At 62.6% G+C, this 24,364-nt stretch carries 18 protein-coding genes and 1 tRNA gene; 11 read left to right on the forward strand and 8 right to left on the reverse strand.

What is annotated here, in order from left to right; translation table 11 throughout:
• Nucleotides 1-13: 13 nt before the first annotated feature.
• Entirely contained in the window at nt 14-1,429 is a 1,416-nt protein-coding gene (locus CK221_RS07265; protein ID WP_066994105.1) for an adenylate/guanylate cyclase domain-containing protein, read from the reverse strand.
• A 203-nt stretch (nt 1,430-1,632) separates the two neighbouring features.
• Here CK221_RS07265 and CK221_RS07270 point away from each other — a divergent pair, with 203 nt between their 5' ends.
• From CK221_RS07270 to CK221_RS07280, 3 genes are all read left to right on the forward strand, one after another.
• A complete protein-coding gene (locus tag CK221_RS07270; protein ID WP_095777246.1) occupies nt 1,633-2,457 on the forward strand; it encodes a hypothetical protein in 825 nt (274 codons plus the stop codon).
• Nucleotides 2,458-2,531: 74 nt separating this feature from the next.
• Nucleotides 2,532-3,056 (forward strand): GNAT family N-acetyltransferase, encoded by a 525-nt coding sequence (locus CK221_RS07275; protein ID WP_095777247.1) that lies wholly within the window; start codon nt 2,532-2,534, stop codon nt 3,054-3,056.
• 199 nt (nt 3,057-3,255) lie between these two features.
• Nucleotides 3,256-4,641, forward strand: coding sequence for a hypothetical protein (locus CK221_RS07280; protein WP_095777248.1), 1,386 nt, complete (start codon nt 3,256-3,258; stop codon nt 4,639-4,641).
• 81 nt (nt 4,642-4,722) lie between these two features.
• Here CK221_RS07280 and CK221_RS07285 read toward each other — a convergent pair whose 3' ends face one another.
• Nucleotides 4,723-6,495, reverse strand: coding sequence for an adenylate/guanylate cyclase domain-containing protein (locus tag CK221_RS07285; protein WP_095777249.1), 1,773 nt, complete (start codon nt 6,493-6,495; stop codon nt 4,723-4,725).
• 243 nt (nt 6,496-6,738) lie between these two features.
• On the opposite strand from CK221_RS07285, the gene CK221_RS07295 reads away from it, so the two are divergent.
• On the forward strand, nt 6,739-10,041 hold the full coding sequence (locus CK221_RS07295; protein ID WP_143749028.1) for an adenylate/guanylate cyclase domain-containing protein: 3,303 nt from the start codon (nt 6,739-6,741) through the stop codon (nt 10,039-10,041).
• A gap of 19 nt (nt 10,042-10,060) precedes the next feature.
• Nucleotides 10,061-10,741, forward strand: a complete 681-nt coding sequence (locus CK221_RS07300) for a redoxin domain-containing protein (protein ID WP_095777250.1) — start codon at nt 10,061-10,063, stop codon at nt 10,739-10,741.
• A gap of 62 nt (nt 10,742-10,803) precedes the next feature.
• On the opposite strand, the gene CK221_RS07305 is transcribed toward CK221_RS07300, so the two are convergent.
• Nucleotides 10,804-13,701, reverse strand: a complete 2,898-nt coding sequence (locus CK221_RS07305) for a trifunctional glycosyltransferase/class I SAM-dependent methyltransferase/polysaccharide deacetylase (protein WP_095777251.1) — start codon at nt 13,699-13,701, stop codon at nt 10,804-10,806.
• 255 nt (nt 13,702-13,956) lie between these two features.
• Between CK221_RS07305 and CK221_RS07310 the strand changes: the two genes are divergently transcribed.
• Both CK221_RS07310 and CK221_RS07315 read left to right on the forward strand, forming a co-directional pair.
• The gene (locus CK221_RS07310) at nt 13,957-15,051 is read left to right on the forward strand and encodes a branched-chain amino acid ABC transporter substrate-binding protein (protein WP_066994132.1); all 1,095 of its coding nucleotides are present in this window, start codon (nt 13,957-13,959) and stop codon (nt 15,049-15,051) included.
• A gap of 80 nt (nt 15,052-15,131) precedes the next feature.
• Nucleotides 15,132-17,597 carry an adenylate/guanylate cyclase domain-containing protein gene (locus tag CK221_RS07315; protein ID WP_095777252.1) on the forward strand — a complete coding sequence of 822 codons (2,466 nt, stop codon included), beginning with the start codon at nt 15,132-15,134 and terminating at the stop codon, nt 17,595-17,597.
• 88 nt (nt 17,598-17,685) lie between these two features.
• On the opposite strand, the gene CK221_RS07320 is transcribed toward CK221_RS07315, so the two are convergent.
• Nucleotides 17,686-17,762, reverse strand: a tRNA-Met gene (locus CK221_RS07320).
• Between the two features lie 229 nt (nt 17,763-17,991).
• On the opposite strand from CK221_RS07320, the gene CK221_RS07325 reads away from it, so the two are divergent.
• Nucleotides 17,992-18,957: a Gfo/Idh/MocA family oxidoreductase gene (locus CK221_RS07325; protein WP_095777253.1), complete on the forward strand. Its 966-nt coding sequence runs from the start codon at nt 17,992-17,994 to the stop codon at nt 18,955-18,957.
• Nucleotides 18,958-19,010: 53 nt separating this feature from the next.
• On the opposite strand, the gene mnmA is transcribed toward CK221_RS07325, so the two are convergent.
• Nucleotides 19,011-20,201 (reverse strand): tRNA 2-thiouridine(34) synthase MnmA, encoded by a 1,191-nt coding sequence (gene mnmA, locus CK221_RS07330; protein ID WP_095777254.1) that lies wholly within the window; start codon nt 20,199-20,201, stop codon nt 19,011-19,013.
• Nucleotides 20,202-20,458: 257 nt separating this feature from the next.
• On the opposite strand from mnmA, the gene CK221_RS07335 reads away from it, so the two are divergent.
• The gene (locus tag CK221_RS07335; protein WP_006203587.1) at nt 20,459-20,734 is read left to right on the forward strand and encodes a DUF1153 domain-containing protein; all 276 of its coding nucleotides are present in this window, start codon (nt 20,459-20,461) and stop codon (nt 20,732-20,734) included.
• A 69-nt stretch (nt 20,735-20,803) separates the two neighbouring features.
• On the opposite strand, the gene CK221_RS07340 is transcribed toward CK221_RS07335, so the two are convergent.
• Entirely contained in the window at nt 20,804-21,730 is a 927-nt protein-coding gene (locus CK221_RS07340) for an NADP-dependent oxidoreductase (RefSeq protein ID WP_095777255.1), read from the reverse strand.
• A gap of 90 nt (nt 21,731-21,820) precedes the next feature.
• On the opposite strand from CK221_RS07340, the gene CK221_RS07345 reads away from it, so the two are divergent.
• On the forward strand, nt 21,821-22,228 hold the full coding sequence (locus CK221_RS07345; protein ID WP_095777256.1) for a helix-turn-helix domain-containing protein: 408 nt from the start codon (nt 21,821-21,823) through the stop codon (nt 22,226-22,228).
• 79 nt (nt 22,229-22,307) lie between these two features.
• On the opposite strand, the gene CK221_RS07350 is transcribed toward CK221_RS07345, so the two are convergent.
• A complete protein-coding gene (locus CK221_RS07350; protein ID WP_095777257.1) occupies nt 22,308-22,685 on the reverse strand; it encodes a flagellar export protein FliJ in 378 nt (125 codons plus the stop codon).
• 449 nt (nt 22,686-23,134) lie between these two features.
• Between CK221_RS07350 and ctrA the strand changes: the two genes are divergently transcribed.
• On the forward strand, nt 23,135-23,830 hold the full coding sequence (gene ctrA, locus CK221_RS07355) for a cell cycle two-component system response regulator CtrA (protein WP_006203583.1): 696 nt from the start codon (nt 23,135-23,137) through the stop codon (nt 23,828-23,830).
• A gap of 63 nt (nt 23,831-23,893) precedes the next feature.
• Here the strand turns inward: ctrA and CK221_RS07360 are convergent, their stop codons facing one another.
• A complete protein-coding gene (locus tag CK221_RS07360) occupies nt 23,894-24,262 on the reverse strand; it encodes a response regulator (protein WP_095777258.1) in 369 nt (122 codons plus the stop codon).
• Between the last annotated feature and the right edge of the window lie 102 nt (nt 24,263-24,364).

The following is a 24,364-nucleotide window of genomic DNA, read 5'->3' on the forward strand; positions in this document are numbered from 1 at the left end:
ACGGCCCAAGTCTTCAGGGGATCGTGTAAACCGCTATCTCCCTCTCGATGCCGCGCAGCGAGACCTCGTGTGGCACGGGCGTCAGCGCGTTCCTGTGCAACAGATCGGCGGTGAGATTGTCGTCGACCACCGCGCGCGTGGCGAAGATCGCCTGTGCGTTGGCAAGGTTCTGAACCCGCGAAGCAATGTTGACCGTCTGGCCGAAATAGTCCTGTCGCTCGTTCATAGACACGGCAATGCACGGGCCGGCATGGACTCCGATCTTGAGCAGCAGATCCTCGCGCCCGCTCTTCTCATTGAGCGCACGCATGGCATCGCGCATCCTCAGGGCCGCGGCAATCGCACGATCCGGCGTCGCGAAGGTCGCCATCACCGCATCGCCGATCGTCTTCACCACCGCGCCTGCCTCGGACGCGACGATCTCGTGCAGGACCTGAAAATGCACGCGCACGAGATCGAAGGCTGAAAGATCGCCCACCCGCTCGTAAAGCTCGGTCGATCCGCGCAGGTCGGTGAACAGGAAGGTGAGGCTAGTGATCTTCAGGCGCTGGTTGATGTCGAGCGTATCGGTGCGATAGAGATCGCGGAAGGTCTGGTTGGTGAGCAGGCGCTTGGCTGTCAGGAACGGCCGGCGTTTGCCCAGGAGATCATGCAATTCCTGGCCGGCGATGAAGACCGTCGGCAGCACGCGGGTGTCGGTCCTGTTTTCCAGCGAAATGCGCAACGGGCCGGGTTGCATCTCCAGCGTCTGGTTCTGGACATGCTCGCGGTCGAAGACCAATGAGAGGCTTCGGCGCTCTCTTGTCGGTTCGCCCTTGACGTCGATGAACTGCACTGAATGGGTGACCGGCTCGAAGACGATGATGAATTCGGACGGAAGCTGTACGGGCAGAACAGCCTTTTCACCGGGCGCAAGCTCGATATCCTCCAGCGAGAACGCTTCCATCGTCTTGGCGAAATCCTCTTCCGGCAGGTCGACGCCGGACGCCCAGTAGATCTGGCGGAAATATTCCACCAACGGCAGTTCGTGTGGATTGTGGGCGGCAATCTTGCGCACGCGAGGACTGACCGTGAATGTCACCTCGACCATCTCGTCGAGGGTCGGTGAATAGCCTTCGGAACACAGCGCGCAGGTATATTCGTCCTTCTGCAGGGTTTTCAGCGTGGCGTTGCTGTCGAGCACGCCGCCACAGCCGGGGCATAGAACATTCCAGGAAATGTCGAAGAGGCCCACGCGCGCCGCATGCAGAAAGGCGCCTATGGCGCGTTCCTCATCGAGGCCATGCTTGCTGGCGAAGGCTAGAGCATTGATGCGGCAAAGCTCGCGGTCCTTGCCCTCCGCGATGGTTCGCTTGATCGCATCGATTGCCGCCGGATCGACATCGGTCGATTGCCGCAGAAGCGAGAACAGATCTTGAGCTTCGTTCATCGTGCAGGCTCCGGAAGAAGTGCGCCGCCGAAACGTGTTGACCGGACCGGTCTTGGTCCGAATGCGCCATTTTACTTCGAAACGGACCCTACGGCCATTCGAATAGACAAGCCGGGCGATAGCTCAAGTCCGTTTGGCGGATTTTCGCCGGCCGCAAGCGGCACTATGATGATCCATGGCCATTTATCTACGCGGGCTCTCCGATGCCGACATCCGACAATCCGCCGTTTCCCGCCACCCTGCGCCTCTTTTCCTTGGTGGTCATTATCGTCCTGGTCGTAGGCGCCGGCCTGTTCTTCGCGCCCGTGCTGGTCAAGCCGCGCTGGCCGTGGGCCGTCACCCCGTTCAATGCCCGCTTCCTTGGTGGCTTCTACACCGCCGAAATGGTCGTGATGGCGGCGCTGCTGTTCTGGAATCGCTGGTCGCCTGGCAGGCTCGTGCTCGTCATGGCGCTCATCTTCACCGTCTTCGTGTCGGTGGCGTCGTTCATCAATCTCGGCTATTTCAACTTCGGGCGCAAAGCGCCCTGGCTCTGGTTTCTGGTCTATCTTGGTTCGGTCGCGGTATCCGGGCTGTTCCTATGGCGGGCCAGGGCCCGTCCTTCTGCAAAAGGCGTGACCTTAAGGCCCGCATGGCGCCGCTACATGCCGGTGGAATCGGCAGTCCTTGGGCTCTATGGCGTCGGCCTGTTGCTGTTCCCCCTGACATTCGGCAGCTTCTGGCCATGGCCGGTCGATGGCTTCCACGCTCAGGTCTACAGCGCCATCTTCCTCGCGGGGGCGGGCGGCATATATGTCGTCTGGAGAAGCGCGCCGCGCGAAGAACTGCTGGTGCTGGGCTTGGCGCAGTTGCTGGTTGGCCTGCTTGCCATTGTTGGACTCGTCATCACCGACGCTGCCGTGCACCGGATCGACTGGACGGCGACCGGGACATTGTGCTGGCTCGCCCTTTTCGCCTGGATCGGCATCAGCGGCGTCTTCAAACTTTTCGCCGCCACTCGGTATTTTAGCTCGCAATCGGCATCATAGGTTGCAGAGACGGCTGGATTTTCAGGTGACGTAGGGTGCATCGTACCGTGCCGATCGCCTTCGCAGGGAACGTTATGACCAGCACAACCTCGCCATCCCCCGAGAAAATCCAGCCGCAGCTCCGATCCGTTCGGCTAAGCGATGCGGAGGCGCTTTGCGCCATCTTCAACATGCCGGGCTTCCGCTGGGGCACGCTCAGGATGCCTTTCGAGATGGTGGAGCAGGTGGAGCGGCGCATCGCCAAGTCCGGCCAGGAAACCACCTGGATCGTTGCGGAGCTGGAGGGCAAGGTCGTCGGCCATGGCAGCCTGGTCGTGCAGGGTTCGCCGCGCCGTTCGCATATCGGTGAGATCAATATCGGTCTTGACGATGCCTTTGTCGGCAAAGGCATCGGCTCTGCCATACTTGGCGCGCTGCTCGACGTGGCCGACAACTGGCGCGCTCTGAAGCGGGTCGAATTGACCGTCTATGCCGACAACGAACCGGCCATGCGCCTCTACAAAAGCCATGGCTTCGAGGTCGAAGGTCGGCATGTGAAAGCCGGCTTTACCGACGGCCAGTACCACGACCTCCTCAGCATGGCCCGGCTGCGATTCTGAAATCGGCTGTTCGGTCTTAACTGTTTGGCCAATCTAGCAATTCAAGCCGAGTTGGCGAACTGGTGGTTGCCGATGGAGAGCTCTGTAGGATAACTTCGTCTCACACCGTTCTGATCGAGTTGACGATCCATGTGTGGGCCGGCATCCAGAAAGTCTGGTCTCCCTTGGCGTTTGCACCGCGAGCCGCCAGACGGGACAGATGACCGCCGTGGCTGATCCAATCCCTACGCCTCCAGTGGAAATTCTGGCTGTGCTGTCGCTGCTCTGCCCGGAGGTCGTGCGTGACATCGAGCAGAACTGGAACGCACCGGTTTCCGATTATGCCCGCCATCTGTGGCGGCCGGTGGTAAGGCCTGCATCGGACCCGGCGATCGCTGCCCGCTCGATCCTGCGCGACGTGCTGCATCGGCGTCTTGGTGCGATCATGCAGCCTGAAGAGGTCGGCAAGGCCTTCGAAGTGTTCGAGCACAGACCGGTCATTCAGTCGGGCCTGCACTGTCTGCTTCTGATGGACCGGATCACCTTCGACGCCCTCCTGCTTGCCTGGCTCGGCGCGGTCGAAAGCGGGCTCTCGGCCTTCTTCTGCTTCATGGGAACGACGATGACCATGGAGACAATCGGCCGGGAGGGGCCCGGATGGCTCGATATCGGCGACGACAAGGTCAACCTGTTTGGCATGGGGCGCCACAAGCTTTGCCGCAAAAGCGCCTGCGTGGCCGGTCCCGTCTTCCTCAACAAGCGTGCGCTCGAAGCGGTGGGTGATGAAACGGATGCCAGCCGCTGGCTGGGCACACTGCTTGCCAGCCGGGACAAGATGTTTGCAACCGCGGCCGACGCGGTGACAGCCCTCAACGAGGATCTGGTCGCCAATTGGGACTGTTCCGGCATGGCCAAGCCGGTTTTCATCGATGATCGGCTGGCCGCGGCCGCCATGGCTCGGCATCTGGAATATGACGGCAGCCTTCTTTCCAAGCTGCTCTTTGAGCCCGCGAGGCGCCAGCGTCTCGAACGTGCCCTGCAAGAGACCGCATCGAGACCATTTGGCAGATTCCTGCCCAATGCCACAGCCTATTTCTGGGGCATCCGCGACGAGCGCGTGCGCAAGCTCGTCCTCGAGAACGGGCACCTGATCGAGCCCGACAGGCCGCATGGTCTTTCCATCCCGTTCGAGCGAACGCATCTCAAGCAGGCGCTACTGGAAGGCGTGCTGCTGCCGAACTTGTTCCTCACGTTCCTCGTGCTCGCCATATTGCCGCGCGTGCGGGTTGTGGGCGGCCTGAGACAGATTGGCTATGTGGCGCTTTTCCACTCGATCCTGCTGGCCGCGCTTGACGAGAACGCGCCGGAAGAGCGCGATCTGGCTCAGGAGCTGCAGGTTCGGGAAAATGCCTGGGGCGTGCGGGTCATCGATGAAAAGATCTCGGTCCGCGAGCAGCTTGCCGGCCTGCCGCAAGGGGCGCTCTTCGCGGATCTGCTGCGGCAGTATCGCTTGCAAACATTTGCCGAGACGACCGACGACCTGAAACTGGTTCGAGAAGACGCCCGATGGCGCAAGATCGGCCAGGCAGAGATCAAGGCGACCTGAGCTTCGCATCAGGTTTTATTCGCGGAGAGTCCATTCGCGATCGGCCGCAGTTCAAGGCCTGACCTGACATGGCCTCACCTGTCATTGCACGATACCGGCCTTGCGGAGCCCGTCGACGATGAGTTCGAAATCGGCAGGGTTCTTGTAGGGCAAGACCTTGCGTCGGTAGTCCAGCGAATAGTCGGGATTGACGCGAAGCACCTCCTGCCATGCCTCGCGGGCCTCGGCGAAACGGCCCAGATGGCCGTAGCTGGCGGCCAGAAGCGCGCGCGAGACATCGGTGACAACGTTGCGAGCCAGCCGCTGCAGCAAGAGGTCAACGGCCTCTTCGTACCTTCCGAGTTGAAACGATGCCAAAGCCTGGAAATGCAGAAGCACATCCGGAAAGTATGGATTCAAGGTCTTGCCCCGGGCGTAACTCTCGAGCGCCTCTTCGGATCTGCCCGAATAGTGCAGCGCCTCGCCGAGGATCACGTGCCCTTCGGCGAAGTTCGGGTTGAGAGCTATCGCGTGCTCGGCCTCGTCGATGGCCTCATCGTGCCGTCGTGTATACAGCTTGACGATAGCCAGCGCCCAGTGGGCCCAGGGATCGCTGTCATCCAGCGTCACCGCTCGCGTTGCAGCCTCTTCCGCTTGCGCCATCGATTCCGGCGGCGACGCACTCCACCTGTTCAGGTAATCGAGCCCGTGCGTGAGGGCGAGGAAGGCGTGGGCAGAGGCAAACTTCGGGTCCAGTTCGATCGCACGTTGCAAGAGGTCGCGGGCTGCGACGTTCGTCTCCTTCGTCAGCCGGTGCCACAGCTCCCGGCCCCGCAGGAAATAGTCATACGCCTGCGTGTTGCGCGCATACTCGGGCGCCAGCCGCTGACGGTCGCCTTCGGTGAGATTGAGCGCCAACGCTCCGACGATCTGCTGCGTCACGTCGTCCTGCACGGCGAATATATCGGTCAGGTCGCGATCGAACCGCTCCGCCCAAAGATGGCCGCCCGAGGTTGCATCGATGAGCTGCGCGGTGATGCGCACCCTGTTCCCCGACTTGCGTACGCTGCCCTCGAGTACATGCCGCACGCCGAGCTTCGAGCCCACCTCCTGCACATGGACGTTCTGGCCCTTGAAGGTGAACGACGAATTGCGTGCGATGACGAAGAGCTGCGACAGTTTGGACAGCGCCGTGATGATGTCCTCAGAAATGCCGTCGGCGAAGTAATCCTGTTCGGCGTCACCGCTCATGTTGGCGAACGGCAGGACGGCGATCGACAGTTTCGGCGGCGCTGCCGTCGCGGGCCGGCTCGCCGCGCTTTCCGGGGTCGCGGCCGCCTTGGTCCCGGCGCTGCCGACTTGCAGCGAATAGACCCGGATCGGCTCGGCGATGTTCTTGAGCTGTGTGCTGCCGAGATCGCTGACCGAGAGGTCGAGCCGCGCCTTGACCTGGCGATAGGCATCCTCGGACAGGCAGATGGCGCCGGGCGCCGCGACGCCCTCCAAACGCGAGGCGATGTTGACGCCGTCGCCCATCAGGTCGCCGTCGCTCTCTTCGACCACATCGCCCAGATGGATGCCGATCCTGAACTCGATGCGGCGGTCCTGCGGCACGCCGGCATTGCGCTCGACCATGCCGTTCTGAACCTCAACGGCGCAGCGCACGGCATCCACCACGCTGCGGAACTCGACCAGCGCTCCATCCCCCGTGCGCTTGATCACCCGCCCGTTGTGCACTGCGATGATTGGATCAATCAGGTCGCTGCGCAGTGCCCGCAACCTCGCCAAAGTACGATCTTCGTCCTCGCTCGCGAGCCGGCTGTATCCAACCACATCTGCAGCGAGGATTGCGGCCAGCTTCCGTTTTTCGCTCATGGGCACGTGTCCTCGGCTCCATAATAGCAGGAAGGCGGAGGCTAAGAGGGAATTTTCGTGGACGACGGCTACGCAGACGCGCGAGTCGGCAGCGCTCTGCCACCGGGCCTGGACCGATCGCTCGATGCCCCATTTGCGCTGCCGCTTGCTGGCCGACGACTATCGGTTCATTCTTGTCTGAATACCCGGCCGTGAAGTGCGTGACGAGATCACGCCGTCATGGCTCCAGTGAGGTCTTGCTCGATGGACTGCTCGGGCTGCGGTTTCGAGGTCGAGGGCGGTTTCGCTTTCTGTCCGAAGTGTGGCAGGCGCCAGCCCGTGCCATGCGCCAGCTGCGGCTACCTGTGCGCACCCGATTTCGAGTTCTGTCCGAAATGTGGGGCAAGCGTCGGTGCGACGGCAAAAGCCGTCGAATGGCCTGCTCCGACACCAAGCCGGACCATTGTGCCGCCTTCTCGAACTCCGTCGCTGCTCGCGAACATCGAAAGCGAAGATGATGGGTTGCATCCCGTCTCTGAAGCCGATCGCAGGACGGTGACGGTCCTGTTCGCCGACCTTTGCGGCTTCACGACACTGAGCGAGCAGCTCGACCCCGAGGTGATGCAAGCGCTGCAGAACCAACTGTTCAAGGAATTGACGGCAGCCGTGCGAAACTTTGGCGGTTTCGTCGACAAATTCATCGGCGATGCATTGCTTGCCTTGTTCGGTGCCCCGGTCGCGCATGAGGACGATCCGGAACGTGCGCTTCGCGCCGCTCTCGACATGATGGCCCGGACGACGCGGCTCGGCGAAAGCGCTCCCCACTCCGGCTCGCCTCTGTTGCTCCACATCGGCATAAACACTGGTCCGGTCGTCACTGGCGGATTGGGCATCGGCACCGCCAAATCCTATTCGGTGACCGGCGACACAGTGAATACGGCGCAACGCTTGCAATCGCTGGCCGCACCGGGTGAGGTTCTGGTAGGCGAACTCACTCACAGGCTGACCCGGCATGCCTTCTCTTTTGAGCCGCTGGGTGATGTTGTGCTTCGCGGCAAAGCAGGCAGTGTGCTCGTCCATCGACTGGACGCACCGCTTGCGTTGCCGCGCGCAGCGCGTGGGCTCGAGGCGCTCGGCCTCAGCGCGCCGATCATAGGTCGTGGTGCGGAGCTCCATAGAATGCTGGCCAGCCTTGACCAGGCGTGCGGCGGCTCGGCCCAACTTGTTCGCCTCGTCGGAGAAGCCGGTATCGGGAAATCGCGGCTGGTGAAGGAGTTTGTCGCCCGCGTCGGCGACGAGGATCGTTTTCGCAACGTCGCCGTGCGGCAGGCCACATGCTCCCCGCTGGGCGAACAATCCTTTGGCGCCTTGGGCGCAGTGGTGCGCAGCGCTGCCGGGATGATGCAAAGCGATAATGGGGACGAAATGCGGGCGAAGCTCGCAGGCTTGCTGACTGACCTCGGCCTGCAGGGCGAGGAGGCGAAGCGGCTGATGCCTTTGCTCTACCATGTGCTTGGCCTTGGCGACCCCGATGCCACCTTGCAGCATGTCGAGCCCGAGCAGCTGCGGAGGCAAATTCTCTACGCAGTCCGCACGATCATCGAACGGCGGCTTGCGTTGTCGCCGCTGTTGATTGTCGTCGAAGATCTGCACTGGGCCGACGCCGTGTCGCTCGAGGCGCTGCGTTTCGTGATGGACAGGTTGGAACGCACGCGGTTGATGTTGCTGGTCACGCATCGTCCGGCGCCGGACAACGACCAGCTCGACTCAAGCCGGGTCAGTCACACAGCGCTCAGGCTTTCGCCGCTCAACACTGATGACGGACGCGGGCTGCTGGCGGCGCTGTTCGGTGAGAGCTGGGTAAAGTCCGCAGGCAGGCTTGTCGACCAGATCCTCGAGCGCGCCGGCGGCAACCCGCTTTTTATAGAGGAGATCGTTCGCGGCCTGATCGATCGCGGTGTGCTGATGCGCGAGGGCCAGCGATGGCGGACTGCGGCAGGCGAAGTCGCAACCGGCATTCCCGCCACTATCCAGGCAATGCTGCTTGCCCGGGTCGACCGGCTGCCCCAGGAGGTGCGCCGGTTGGCCCAGGAAGCCGCGGTGATCGGCCCGCGCTTCGATGCCACACTTTTGAAAGCCGTGACAGCCGAACCCGGCCGGCTGGAAGCCGGCTGCGAACTGCTTTGCGATGCCGAAATCATCGAGGAAGTCGCCGGATCAGGCTCGATCTCGACGCCAAGCTACCGCTTTACGCAAACGTTGCTGCAGGACGTGATCTACCAGAATCTGCTGTTGCAACGCCGGACCGATATCCACGGGCGGGTCGGTGCCGCCTTGGAGCAGCTGTGTGGCGACAAGCCGGAACGGCTCGAGGATTTGACCGTGCTCGGTCATCATTTCGCGCAGAGCACGGAGCGGGAGAAAGGCGCGCATTACTTGCAGGCGGCGGGCGATCGCGCTCGCATGATATACGCCAACGACGACGCCCTTCGTTTCTACGAGCGAGCGCTGACTGCGTTGAGCGCGATCGGGCAAACGCCGCTCAAACTGGCAATCGCGGAGCGCATTGCCGATTTGAGCGGCCCGGTGGGCCGCCGCGAGGTCGCGCACCAGCACTACGAAACGGTGCTGCAGGCATATCGCGAGTCAGGCAATCGCGTCGCGTCGGCACGAGTTTTGCGCAAGATCGGTCGGCTGCTCTGGGACGTCGGCAAGCGGGACAACGCAGAAACCCGCTATGCTGAAGCCGCAGCGCTCCTCGAAGGAGCGGACGCCCCGATCGAGCAGGCGCAGCTGTGGCAAGAACGTGGCCGACAGGCGTTCCGTAGCGGAGATCACGCTCGCGCAGCAAAATGGGCAGACGCGGCGCTGGACGGCGTACGCACTCTGACAACGGAGCATGTCTCCGAGGAAGGGCGTGACGCCACTCTTGTGACCGCCGAGGCACTCAACACCAAGGCTGTCGCGCTGGCTCGCCTTGGGCGAAATCTTGAAGCGGTGCGCCGGATTGAGCGTAGCATTGAATTGGCCGAAGCCGCCGGCCTGCTGGGCACGGCCTGCCGCGGCTACACCAATCTCGGCGTGCTTTACACGACCATCGATCCGGCACAGGCCATAAAGGTCTGTCGGCGCGGTCTTGAAGTGGCGCGCCATATTGGTGATTTGGGCTTTCAGGCGCGCCTCCTCGCCAATCTGGCGGTTGCTTGTTGTACTTTCACGGATCGCTGCCCAACGGAGGGCGTGCCTGCTGCCGAGAAGGCCATCGAGATCGACCGGGCACTCGACCAGCGCGAGCATCTGCCGGTGCCGTTGATCGTGCTTGCGCAGATCCACCAGTGCAACGGTCGTCCGGAACTGGCGGTTGGCTTGTTCCACGAAGCACTGGACGTAGCGCGCGAAACGAGTGAACCCCAACTGCTGTTTCCGTGCTATGATGGTCTGGCAACGCTTAATCTCGACCTCGACAATCTGGCCGAGGCCGAACGCTACTTTTCCCTGGCGCAGGGTATATGCGCCCAGCACGGGCTAGACCCGGAAGCGCTTGTGGTGCTGCCTTTTCTCGACTAGCCGGGTGGGAGGTTGAACAATGTCCGCGCGTATTGACTTGGTACCGCTTCAGCCAGGCGATCGTGCGCCGAACGTGGTGCTCGACGCCATTACCCAGGAAGGCAAGATCGCCCTTGACGACTTCCGCGGACAAAAACCGGTGCTGGTTGGCCTGTTTCGAGGTCTGCATTGTGCGTTTTGCCGGCGCCATATCGCCGCCCAGGCGCGGCTTGATCCGGAACTGCGCGAAAAGGGGGTGGAAAGCCTGACGGTGGTCAACACGCCGATCGAACGGGCGCGTCTCTATTTCCGCTACCACCCGATGCCGAATCTGCTTGCGGCTTCCGACCCTGAACGCGCTTCGCATCGTGCTTTTGGACTGCCCAATCTCGAATTCACCCAGGACGACACGAACTGGCCGTACAAGGTCTCGATGGCAGCGGCAAAGGATATGCGGGTCGACATACCAGGCGAGTTGCCCGCTCCCATGGATCCTTTTGCGGCCAGCGAATTCCTCGACAAGAAGGACCAATACGAAGTGACCCAGGCCGACCAGCAGATGATGGCAACGGGACACGGACAACTGATCGGTCAATTCCTGCTGGACCGGCAGGGGGTGGTCCGCTGGAGCTTCACGGAGGTTCCAGAGGGTGGGCGATACATGTTTGGGGCGCCAAACCCGCAGGAGCTGATGTCAGCCGTGTCCCAGGTCGTTCAATAGACTTGCGAACAAGGTAGTCGGGCGGGACACCGACAAAAAAGCAGAAGCGGTTTGTTCACAATTCATCCGAGCGCGGCCTCGAGACGTGCAACAAAGTCATCGAGCGAGCGATCCCCGCGAACCTCGATGCGCGGAAGGTCGATGGGATCGCAATCGAGGCCCGCCGGCCCGTGTTTGCCGCCGAAGCCGATCCGATAGCCGCACTCCTTGGCCAGCCGGCCAAGCCGTCGGTCGGTGACAGAGAAGGGTGCCGCGAACGCCGTGGTCGGCCGACCGGTCCACCGTTCGACGAACATGCGAGAGCGCAGGAGCTCGGCGGCCAAATCAGAACTCGACAGACCATCGATCGCGCGATGCGTCGCCAGATGGCTTCCGAAGAACGCACCTTCGCCGGCGAGACGTCGCACCTTCCCAGCGTCCATAAGCTGCGTCGGCGGACCGCTGTCGATGTCCCACCGTGCACTTTCCCCTACCAAGTCCGTTACCAGGAACACTTCCGCGGTCAGGTCGTTCGCGCGCAAGATCGGCCAGGCATGGTCGGCAAAATTCTGGAAGCCGTCATCGAAGGTGATGAGCACCGGGCGGCCAGCGAAAGGTTCACGGTTGGCGATGGACCATCCCAGCTCCTCGGACGTGATGGCGTGAAAGCCATTGGCGCGCAGCCATGCCATCTGGCGGTCGAATGCGGCGGGCGTGAGCCGAAAACGGGCGAGCGCGGCTGGACCATCATCGGCGATGCCGTGGTACATGAGGACAGGGACATGCTGCCGCCGCTCGCTACGCGCGACGTCGCGGCGCAAGGCCCGTGCCCCGCCCCAGACGATATTTCGCGCGACTCCAACACCGATGGGCGCGTGGATTGGCACATGATCAATCACCGGGGCCGTCGCCACGCCGTCCCGTGACAGGCGGCGGAAGCGGTCTATGCGATAGAGCTCGGTCTGGATCGACCGCTCGAGGAAGAGCCCTTCGGTCGCCGCCAGCGTCTCCGAGATCGCTTGTGCGCCGAATGTGTTCCAGTCGAAGCCCGTCCTCTCAACATTGTCTCGGAGCACGAATGCGTGTGCGCTGACGACACTGCCGCCAGGCGTCAACGCCTCAACAAATTTCTTGGCGATGCGCCGCAACTCAGCGAGATCGTCCAGGTAGTAGAGCACTTCCGAACAGACGATCAGATCCATCTTGCCCGGAAGCGTTTCCGCGGAGAAATCCAGTACGCCGAAGTCGACATTCGGCTGATCGCTGCATCGCGCGCGCGCCCGCTCGACGGCTACGCTGGAGATGTCAGTTGCGGTCAAATGGCCGACTCGCGGCGCCAGCTGCCGCGTGAAGTGGCCCTCCGCGCAGGCCAGCTCAAGCGCCCGTCCGATGAGACCGGCAGGCAGAATTTCGAGCTGCCGCTCATACTTTTCCTGCTCATAGGGCGAACGATAGTTCCAGGGATCCTCGGTCGCGAAACGGCGATTCCAGAACGACGTGCGATCAGTACCGTTGTCATCCGCGGCCGGTTTACGGCGCGGTGCCGCAAATGGCTCTGCAGGTTCGGCGCTCGACCGAACCAGTTCCTGCGCTTTCGCGGCCAATCGCGCCAGCTTGCCGAAGTGGCTGTCCGGATCGGACGGAGGCTCCGCCATGGACAACGATGCCCCGGCTTCAGACATGTTTGACTTGTCGGCAACGCCGCTCTGCGAGGCCAACTCGATCCAATGGCTCCTTGTCACTTTCCCGAGCGCGCCGAACTGCACGCGAGCCTCGATCCGGCCGTCCATCATCAGATAGGCATAAATTCGATCGATTCCTTCCGGAAGTTCGGTGGAGGCCGGATTTCCGGCGTCGACGCGAATTCCCAGTGTCCGCGCCAATCTGCGCGGCGCGGCGAGATCGTCGGAGTCGAGAAGCATTTGCTCAAGGTGATACTGGACGCGGCGACCCGCTGCGGGATCGTCCCAGACCCTGCCGAGTTCGACGATCAACTCGGTGAGGGGGCCACCGAACCTGTCCCACCTGGCAGCCAATTGCGCTGGCACCGACAGGCTTCCTACCATAAGGCCATCGAAGACCACCCTGGCGATCTCACGCGCCCATTTGCGTGCTGCCGGGACCGCGCGCAGGGACTGCGCGTCGATTGAGCAGGCGCCGCGGCCGCAATCCGACGCGGCGTTCCACAGCGCGAACCACGCGAGTGCTTCGGCAGCGGAGCAGCCGTTCGCGTCGATCGCTCCATTGGCGTGAGCCGATGCCGGGTGTTCGACCCTGGGATCAGGAGAAAAGCCGCGGACGATCACGATTTCCGCATCTGCCAGCATCTGCGTCGAATTGCGGGAGAGCGAGTTGGCGTTGACCCGATGGAAAGCGAGAGGCTCGTCGACCATCACCCAACGTTTGCCCAGACGTGCGAGGCGCTGCCACAGGTCCCAGTCCTCGCAGGTGCGCAGCGACACATCGAAACCGCCCAACTCGACAATTGTCTTCCGATCGACCAGCAGCGCGTGAGTGCGGATGGCGCACCGGCGCGCGAAAGTTTCGAAGGGCTCGATCGCAACCTCTGTTGAGATGCTCGACGGGGTCAACTCGCCGTCGGGCATCACGCGCCGAGAACCGCAATAGGCGGCCACCGCATCGGGAGCGGTTTTCAGAGCGGCCAGCATTTTTGCAAGGAAGCTGGCATCCACCCAATCGTCCGCATCCAGAAACATGAGCCATTGGCCGCGCGCGACCGAAATCCCGCTGTTGCGCGCGCCGGCGGCGCTATATGCGCAAGAGTTCAATGTGCGAAATCGGGCATCGTGCTCAACATAACCGGCGATGATCTCGGGGGTTTGGTCCGTGGAGGCGTCATCGACGATGATCGCCTCCCAATCCGCTATATCCTGACCGAGAAGGCAATCGAGTGCGCGCGCCAGCGTTGCCTCGGCGTTGTGCGCAAGAACCACGATTGAAACCAGAGGACTATGCGCCACGCCGTCTTACCCGCGCCTGCTTCCGAAGATAGAACAAGAGGTCCCAAACCATACCCGGCGATTTCCTGCAGGCAAACAAGACTTGAAAACAGGCTTGAGTGGCCCAGCGCGCTCATGCCCCACGATTTGGTCTAGCGTCAGGCCGATGCGCCGGGACGCTGTTTTCGCGTCACATCCCGAGGCACTCGCGCTTACCGAAGGGGCTGTCGGGGCAGACTGGATTAGCGTAAGCTGTTGTCCACAGGGGGTGCAAGCATGCACCGTGTCATCGCCCTAGCGATCCTAGTTCTGGCGGCCGTGTTCAGTTCCGCGAGGGCTGAAGTGCTGATCGGGGTCTCGTCTGCGATGACAGGGCGGCTTGCCTGGATCGGCGAGCAGGGGCAACGCGGCGCGGAGAGGGCGGTGGCCGACCTCAACGCGGCGGGTGGCGTGCTCGGCCAGAAGGTGAGGCTGATCTCGGTCGACGATTTCTGCGATCCCGAGCAGGCGGTCGCGGCCGCCCAGAAGCTGGTGGCCGACGGGGTGGTGCTCGTCGTCGGGCATTATTGCTCTGGAGCCTCGATCCCCGCATCAAAAGTGTATGAGGCGGCGGGCGTCGTGCAAATATCCCCAGGCTCGACCAATCCGCAGCTGACCGAACAGGGCCGTGGCAATGTCTTCCGCACCATTGGCCGCGACGACGCGCAGGGTTTCATCGCCGGCAACTACCTTGCCGATCACTGGGGCGACAAGAAGATTGCAATCCTTCACGACAATTCGACCTATGGGAAGGGTCTCGCCGACGAGACCAGGAAGCAGCTGAACAAACGGGGCGTGACTGAAGCTTTTTACGACGCATACAGGCCTGGGAAGGACGACTATTCAGCCGAGGTCGCTGCGTTGCAGACCGCCGGCATTTCGGCCTTGTATGTGGGCGGGTATCATGCCGACGTTGCGCTGATCGCTCGCGCTGCAGGCGACCGGGACTACACGCTTCAGCTCATATCCGGAGATGCTTTGGCTACCGAGGAATTCGCCCTGATCGCAGGCTCAGCGGCGGAGGGGACCCTGTTCACCTTCCCGGCGGACGCGCGGCGAAACGCCGGCGCGGCCGCGATCGTGGAGCAGTTCCGTGCGGACAACTTCGAGCCCGCGGGCTATACGCTGTTGAGCTACTGCGCGGTGCAGGTCTGGGCCCAGGCGGTGGCGAAGGCAGGTTCGCTGGCGCCAAAGGCGGTCATAGCGGCACTGCGCGAACAGCAATTCGACACCGTCATTGGCAGGGTCGATTTCGACGCCAAGGGCGACCTCACGAGGCAGAGCTGGGTTTGGTACGTCTGGCGGGGCGGGGAGTACGTGCCGGTTGAATAGGGTGCGCCGAACGCCGGCGTGACGCTGAGACGTCTAGTCTGATGCAGACCAGTGTGGCTGGATTGTTCCGACTCCCCACGATGCTTGAACGCCTCGGCATACGCGGTCGGCTGTTGCTCGCCTTTTTCGGGATCAGCGGCCTTGCGGTGCTGGCTACCGCCGCGGCGCTTTATGCCTTCCTCGGAGTCGGCGACGTTGTCGACCGAATTACCAGGGATCGGGTGCCGTCGGCGTTGGCTTCCCTCCAGCTGTCGCGCCAGGCCGAACGGGTCGCTGCTGCCGCGCCATCGGTGCTGGCGGCGACAAGCAGGGCTCAGCACAGCAAGGTCTCGGCGGCCGTCGCGCTCGAGATGTCCCGCCTCGAGGCCCTGCGTACGGATCTCAGAGATGCTACGCTGGGCACAGTGCCTTTAGCTGAGATCGAGGAAGCTGCGGTTGTTTTGAGGCGCAACCTGAAGGAGCTCGACTCTCTTGTTGTCGCCCGCCTCGATGTGGTCGCCCGAAAGGAGGAGCTTCTGAACCGCCTCGCCGCGACGACGACCGGCAGCCAACGCCTTCTGGCCACCGGCATCGTGGTGATGGATTCCAGGCTCCCGCAATGGCGGGCGGTCGCGGCCGATACGTCGCTGTCGCCCGATCGACGCGCAGCGGCAATGGCCGACATGGTCCATGCGATTGCGGCTTACATCCCCCAGCAGAAGGCGCTGCTGGAGATCTCGGCAGTCAACGACGCGCTGGTGAAGGCCGCGACCGCGCCGACGCGAGGCGACCTGGCGTTGATCCTGTTTCCGCTGCACCGCTCGCTCGCCGCTCTGGAAACGGCTTCCTCGGAGATCGACGAAAAGCTGCAAACCCGTTTTCGGCTGCGGGTGGACGAGTTCGAGGCACTCACCGATGGTGAGAGCAGCATCCCGAAGGCACGGGAGGAGGAGCTTGCGGTCCTCGCGCAGGGCGAAAAACTTCTGGCCGAAAACAATCGGCTGTCGCGCAGTCTGACCGCAGCCGTCGACCGTCTTGTCGCCGCAGCGGACCGAGAGATCGCTGCCTCCGGTCGCGAAGCCGCGCTCGTCCAGCGCTACGGCACCGGAGTTGTCCTCGGCTCTGCCTTTCTCAGCCTGTTGAGCTCGGTTCTGGTCGTCTGGCTCTATGTCGACCGCAGCCTTCTCGCCCGTCTGGGAGCGGTGAGTCAGGGCATGCTCGCGATCGCGGGCGGCGATCTTCGTGCGCCGCTGCCGGCGGCGGGCAGCGACGAAATCGGGCGCATGGCCGAGGCGCTGAGTCTCTTCCGGGATACCGCTGTCGAGGTCGAGGAAAAGAACCTGCGCGACGTTGCAGAAGCGCGTCAGCGGCTGGTCGATGCCATCGAAAGCATTTCCGAAGGTTTCGCTCTCTATGACAAAGAGGACTGGCTTGTCCTTAGCAACAGCCGCTACCGCGAACTGCTATACGCCGGTCTGGAGGCAGAGCTAACCCCCGGCATGGCATTCGAGGAGATCATTCGCCGATCCGCGGAGCGTGGCTACATCAGGGATGCCGAGGGTCGGGTCGATGAGTGGATCGCGGAGCGCCTGTGGCGGCACCGTAACCCCGGCGAACCGTGGGTGCAGCGGCGGGGCGACGGACGATGGATCATGATAAGCGAGCGGCGGATCAGCGCCGGCGGCACGGTCGCCGTCTATTCGGACATCACCGAGCTGAAGCAAAGGGAGGAGAACCTCGCCGAGAAGTCCGCTGCCCTGGAAGCGCTTTCCAGCAAGCTGGCCAAATATCTGGCGCCCCAAGTGTACAGCTCGATATTCACCGGCCGCCAAGACGTCAGAATCGCCAGCCAGCGTAAGAAGCTGACCATATGCTTCTCCGATATCGCCGGCTTTACCGAGACCACCGACAAGATGGAATCCGAGGATCTCACCCAGCTCCTCAATCACTACCTGACGGAAATGTCGAAAATCGCGTTGGATCATGGTGCCACGATCGACAAGTACGTCGGCGACGCGATCCTGATGTTTTTCGGCGACCCTGAGACGCGCGGCGTCAAGCAGGACGCGCTGGCTTGCGTGCAGATGGCGCTTGCCATGCAAAAGCGGATCAGCGAGCTTACGGAAGTCTGGCGGGACATGGGGATCGAAACACCGCTGCGCTGCCGCATCGGTATCCATACCGACTACTGCACCGTCGGTAACTTCGGCAGCGAGGACCGGATGGACTACACGATAATCGGCGGCGCCGTGAATCTCGCCTCGCGCCTGGAACAAGAGGCGGCTCCGGGGACCATCCTCATTTCCTACGAGACGTTTGCGCAAGTGAAGGACACGATCGATTGTGAGGAGATGGGGCACGTCCAGGTCAAGGGCATCGCCTATCCGGTCGCTACCTACCGTGTCATCAAGGCCAATCTAGCGGGCGCCTGTCGCGTTGTTCGAACCGAGCTGCCGCACTTCAGGCTGGAACTTGAACCGGGGCTCATGTCCGCCGATGAGCGTGGCGGTGCCGCCACTGCGCTTCGAGACGCGCTGGACCGGCTTTCCCACAAGCCCGGGCAGTAGGAGTTGGGCGCCGGGCCTGCCGGCAAATCACCGAAGCCGCGTCCGAGCAAGTCACGACATATGTATCCGGGCCGGACATGGGTTGAGATGGTAGCGGAGGAGGGACTTGAACCCCCGACCCCAGGATTATGATTCCCGTGCTCTAACCAACTGAGCTACTCCGCCAGGAGCGGCGAAGAGGCTCGAAGAACCACACCGGTCGTGGGCAATTCGAGGCGTTCGCCAAGGTCGCGCGGATATAAGGTTGGCAGGGCAAAGCTGTCAAGCCGCACGCATCAGCATAATCTCATCCCGGAAAAGCCGCGCCGGGCAGACGCTGAAGCGCATGCATCGGGGTTGAGTTCGACGGGGCACGTCGCTATGTCTCGGCCACGAAATTCTAGAGTTTGAACGAATGAAGCCGCGCATCGCCGTCCTCGGTTGCGGATACTGGGGCAGCAACCACATCCGCACCCTCAAGGCGCTTGGCGCGCTCCATGCCGTTTCCGACGTCAACCGTGCCCGCGCCGAAGGCTTTGCCAGCGAGCAGGACTGCCTGGCGATCGGGCCGGACCAGTTGTTCGAGCGCGCCGATGTCGACGCCATTGTCATGGCGCTGCCGCCGCAATTCCATGCCGACATGGCGCTGCGCGCCATCGAGGGCGGCAAGGATGTGTTGGTGGAGAAGCCGATCGCGCTGACGGTCGCGGACGCCGAGCGTTCGGTGCAGGCGGCCAGGAACAATGGCCGCGTCTTCATGGTGGGCCACGTGCTGCGCTTCCACCCCGCCTTCGAGACGCTGAAGGCGTTGATCGACAATGGCGAGCTCGGCGAGGTGCGCTACATCCACTCGCACCGGCTCGGCCTCGGCAAGTTTCACACCGAGAACGACGCGCTCTGGGACCTTGCGCCGCATGACCTCTCGATGATCCTCGCCATCACCGGCACCGAGCCGATCGAGGTCAGGGGCGAGGGCGCGGCACTGCTCGACAACCTCAGCGACTTCGCGCATCTGCACATGCGCTTTCCGAACGGCGTGCGCAGCCATCTGTTCGCTTCTCGTCTCAATCCCTATCGCGAGCGCCGGCTGACCGTGGTCGGAACCAAGGCGATGGCGGTGTTCGACGATGTCGAGCCGTGGGAGCGCAAGCTTGCGGTCTACAGGCACGCGGTCTGGCAGGACAGTGGCCAGTGGGCCTTCACCGCCAACGAGCCTTCCTACGTTGCGGTCGGCGAAGGCATGCCGCTGACGCGCGAGCTCGCCCACTTCATGCAGTGCATCGAGACGCGCGCCGAACCCCGCACCGACGGCGAGGAAGCGATCCGGGTGCTGCGCATCCTGACGGCTGGGACGGTGGCGCATAGCGGGTCGCCCGCTTAAGGCGCGTCCACAAAAGGGAATCCTGAGGCAAAGCGCCCGATTGAAGGCGTGGGTTACTCGGCGGGGACGTGCGCGGGCCGCTGCGCAAGCCTGGACAGCATCGCCTCGGCCTCGGCGCCGCGCTCGGAGCGCTCGATAAAGCCGCCGCCATAGACTCGCGCCTCAGCGCCGTCATCGGAATAGAGCACGCAGGCCTGTCCGGGCGCGATGCCGGATTCGCCGTCGACCAGCTCGACCGAGGTCACGCCGTCGCGGTGATGCAGCACGGCCGGGCGCGGCGGCCGGGTCGAACGGACTTTTGCGAAAAGCTCGATCCCGCCGGCCGGAACGTCGGAGAGCGGGCCGTCGCCGAGCCAGTTCATGGCGCGCAGGTAGATCCTGTGCGTCTCCAGTGCCTCGCGCGGGCCGACAATGACGCGGGCGCGGTCGGCGTCGAGATGGACGACATAGAGCGGCTCGCCCGAAGCGATGCCGATGCCGCGGCGCTGGCCGATCGTGTAGCGCAAGATGCCTTCGTGACGCCCGAGCACGCGACCGTCGATATGGACAATATCGCCCGGATTGGCGGCCGCCGGCTTCAGCTTGGCGATAATGTCGGAGTACTTGCCCTGCGGCACGAAGCAGATGTCCTGGCTGTCCTGCTTGGCGGCGACCGTCAGCCCCATCTCCTCGGCGATCGCCCGCACCTGCGGCTTGGGAAGTCCGCCGAGCGGGAAGCGCAGATAGTCGATCTGCGCCTGGGTCGTGGCGAACAGGAAATAGCTCTGGTCGCGGTCTGCATCGACCGGCCTGTAGAGCGCGCGATGCGCGCCATTGGCGCGCGAGCGGATGTAATGGCCCGTGGCCAAAGCATCGGCGCCGAGATCCTGGGCGGTGGCCAAAAGGTCCGCGAACTTGACCGTCTGGTTGCAGGACACGCAGGGGATAGGCGTCTCGCCGGCGACGTAGCTCTCGGCGAAGGGATCGATAACCGCCTTGCGGAAGCGCTCTTGATAGTCGAGCACGTAATGCGGGATGCCGAGCGTCTCGGAAACGCGGCGGGCATCGTCGATGTCCTGGCCGGCGCAGCAGGAACCGGCGCGGTGCGTTGCCGCGCCGTGGTCGTAAAGCTGCAGGGTGACGCCGACAACATCATAGCCTTCGCGCTTCAGGATGCCGGCAACGACCGATGAATCGACGCCGCCCGACATCGCGACGACGACGCGGGTTTCTTCTGGGCGTCCGGGAAGATCGAGGCTGTTCATGGTTCTTTCAATCTGCGTGGCGCTGGCTGCCAATAGCCGGAATATAGGTCAAGCATCCCGGCGGCGCCAGCTTGGCTCCTCAAGCGATTTTATCGGGCAAAATCAGGGCCGGACCGCGATTATCTCAAATGCCGAACGAAAACCTAACGCGACGTTCACGATCCTTACCTAGTCATTAGGCTTCGCTTAGGCAATTTTTAAAGCTGTGGCGGTACGGTGGCGGGGATTGGGTCTTTGAGTTTTTAGTAGAGAGTACGATGACCGATCTGGTTAGACCTAGAGTCAAATATGTTATCGGGCCCGACGGCAGCCCTCTCACGATAGCCGATCTACCGCCGACGAATACACGGCGCTGGGTTATCCGGCGCAAGGCGGAAGTCGTCGCGGCGGTCCGCGGCGGACTGCTCAGCCTGGAAGAGGCCTGCCAGCGCTACAAGCTGACCACCGAGGAGTTTCTCTCCTGGCAGGCATCGATCGACGAATATGGCCTTGCCGGGCTGCGCACGACGCGGATCCAGCAATATCGCCACTAGGCTCCGACTGCCGGAAACCAAAGAAGGGCGCGGAACTCCGCGCCCTTTTGCTTCCGGGATCTGCGCTGATCAAACCGTCAGCACAACCTTGCCGATCGGTCGGGTGGCGAGGAAGGCATGGGCGGCACCTGCCTGGTTCAGCGGAAAAGCCTTCGCCACGTGCACGGCGAGCTTCCTGGCATCGACTAGCCTGGCGAGTTCCACCAGCCCCTCGCGATCCGGCACCACCGACATGCGGTCGACGCGGATGTTGCGCTCCCCGGCCTTGGCCCTTGTCGCATCATGGACGTTGAGCAACGACACCAGCACGCCGCCTTCGCGCAGCACTTTCAGCGACCGGTCGGCATGGTCGCCGCCCATTGCGTCCAGCACTAGGTCGATATCGCGGACCCGTTCGGTGAAATCGCCGTTGGTGTAGTCGACGACCTCATCGGCGCCGATCGAGCGGACGTAATCAAGCTTGTCCGGGCTCGCAGTGGCGATGACCCAGGCGCCGCGCGCCTTGGCGATCTGCACAGCGAGATGGCCGACGCCGCCGGCGCCGGCGTGGATCAGGACGCGCTGGCCGGATTGCAGGCCGCCGTGGCGGACGAGACCCTGCCAGGCGGTCAGTCCGGCCAGCGGCAGCGCCGCGGCTTGGGCATGGTCGATGGCGGCAGGCTTGGCTGCGATCTCGTCCACCGGCGTGGCGACGAACTCGGCATAGGCGGCGGCCTGCTTGGGGAAGCGCGGCATGCCGAAGACCGCATCGCCGACCTTGAAGGCGGTCACGCCGGTGCCCAGCGCCTCGACGGTGCCCGAGATATCCCAGCCGAGAATGAAAGGTGGTTCGCCGATGAGAGGGAAGTAGCCGGCGCGCACCGCGCCATCGACCGGGTTGATGCCCGCGGCCTTGACGCGGACCAGAACCTCGCTGGCCTTGGGCGAGGGGGCCGGCTGTTCGGCGACGAAGAGGACGTCGGGTTCGCCAACGGAATTCTGGGTAACGGCACGCATTGGATGGTCTCCTGCTTGATTGCTGCCGCTATCATTTGGATAGTAACAATCTCTTGTCTAGTATGCACCTTTCGGATATATAGGTACCTCATGGATAGTGAAGACAGCGGTTCCTTTGGCTACGACGCATTCCGGCGCACATGCCCGTCGCATACGGTGCTCGAAATGCTGGCCAGCAAATGGGTCTATCTGACGGTCTGCGCGTTGCGGCGCGGTCGCCTGCGCAATGGCGAGCTCGCCCGCAAGCTGGAAGGCATCACGCCGAAAATGCTGACGCAGACGCTGCGCGTGCTGGAGCGCGACGGGCTCGTCCGGCGCGAGGTCTATCCGGTCATACCGCCGAGGGTCGAGTATGAATTGACGGAGCTCGGCCAGAACCTTGCGGGACTTCTCAGCCAGATCAGGTCCTGGGCGGAAGAGCATGCCCCCGACATCAAGGAAGCCCGAGCGCGGGCATCGGTGGACCATCAGGATGATGAAACGGCGATGCTGCCCTAAGCCGGAGGCCGGGCTTTTTCGGCTTGTGGTTCGAAACGGCGATCAGGCAGCGCTCCGAGGGATCAATTGCGCTCGGCGGTCAGCCGATCATGGCGCTGCGGCCGCCCACTTCCGCGTCGCGGATCTTGCTGTCGCGCGATTCCAGCATCTCCGCCTTGGAAAGCTCCGCTTCAGCTTCGCCGAGTAATGATTCGGCCATGGTTCGCTGCTGGGCGAGATCGTTCTGCGAGTTCCTGAGGTTGTCGCGGCGCAGGCGTGCCGCCTTGGCGAAGGTCGGATAGGCAAAATGATTGATGTCGGTGATGCCGGCTTTTTTCTCTTCGGCGACGATTTGCGCCTCCAACTCGACGGCCATGCGTTCGAATTCGGCGATCATCATGTCCAGCTGCAACAGCTGGCGCCGCTTCTCATTCACCTGAAACTGCTTCAGCCGAACGAGGTTTTCACGTGACTTCATGACTCGGTACTCCGCAAAACGCACACCTGCATATCGTCCCATCGACCTCGAGAGGCCTACGCGTCGCCCGTTTCCACCGGCTTTCCCCACTCTATGGGAAACAAAGCCCTAAAGATTTTTGCCGGCGGTAACCATTCGTTTACGGGCATTGTTAATCATACGGGCGAGGACTTAAGGCCGGGTAAAAATTCCGGACAGCGGCAGGAAGCGCGGCCTGCGAGTCTCTGGAGTCACTTAGGCTTGCTTATTAATGTGGTACATGAGCGATTTGGGTCTACGATTCGTTATTAGATTCAAGTGGGTGTAGAAAGCGGTTAAAAAATCTGATATCGTGACCGACACGAAATTAGGATTTGTTAACCAGTCGGTGGCACCTTCTGTTCAGGCAATCACTGCTCCGGGTTCGGGACGGGTCGTGACGCGACCCGGCGGCAGAAAAGGGGAATGAAATGCGTGTTCTGCTGATTGAAGACGACAGTGCAACCGCACAGAGCATCGAGTTGATGCTGAAATCGGAAAGCTTCAACGTCTATACGACCGACCTTGGCGAAGAAGGGGTCGATCTCGGCAAGCTCTACGATTACGACATCATCCTCCTCGATCTTAACCTTCCCGACATGTCGGGCTACGAGGTGCTGCGCACGCTTCGCCTCTCCAAGGTCAAGACGCCGATCCTGATCCTCTCCGGCATGGCCGGCATCGAGGATAAGGTGCGCGGCCTCGGCTTCGGCGCCGACGACTATATGACCAAGCCTTTCCACAAGGACGAGCTGGTGGCGCGCATCCACGCCATCGTGCGCCGCTCCAAGGGCCACGCCCAGTCGGTCATCACCACCGGCGACCTAGTGGTCAATCTCGACGCCAAGACGGTCGAGGTGGGCGGCCAGCGCGTGCACCTGACCGGCAAGGAATATCAGATGCTTGAGCTGCTCTCGCTGCGCAAGGGCACGACCCTTACCAAGGAAATGTTCCTCAACCACCTCTATGGCGGCATGGACGAGCCGGAACTGAAGATCATCGACGTCTTCATCTGCAAGCTGCGCAAGAAGCTCGACGCAGCGTCCGGCGGCCAGAATTACATCGAGACGGTGTGGGGCCGCGGCTATGTGCTGCGTGAGCCGGAAGACATCCGCGTCAGCGCCTGATCCTCTGCCAATTCACACAAAAACCCGGCTCAGGCCGGGTTTTTGTTTGGGGTGTCGAAAAGCTCAGGCCGCGATTTTCAGGAAGCGGAAGCTCTCGAGCAACTGCGCGCGGTTGAAGGGCTTCAGCAGGTAACCCTGGGCGCCGGCACGTTTCGCCCGCATGATCGAGCCGACATCGACTTCGACGAGCGAGATCAGGATCTGCGGCTTGACGGGGTTTTCGATGGCACGGATGCGGCGAATGAGGTCGACCGCCTGCATATCCGGCAGGCCGCCGTCGACAACAATGACATCGGGCATGTCGCCGGAGCAGATCTCGATCGCATCAAGCCCGCTGGCCGCCTCGACGACCACGATGTCCGAGCCGCCAAGGATACGCTTCGCGACCTTCCTGATGACGCTCGAGTCGTCCACGAACAGGCAGCGTTTCATTTCCGGGTCCTCTTTGCCATCTGCCGAACCGGCAATCCGGTAACCGTGAGGCACCCTAGAACAATCTGGTAAAGAAGCCGAAAAGCGGTTAGGTAAAGTTTT

Source organism: Mesorhizobium sp. WSM3868, from assembly GCF_002294785.1.
GTDB lineage: Bacteria > Pseudomonadota > Alphaproteobacteria > Rhizobiales > Rhizobiaceae > Mesorhizobium.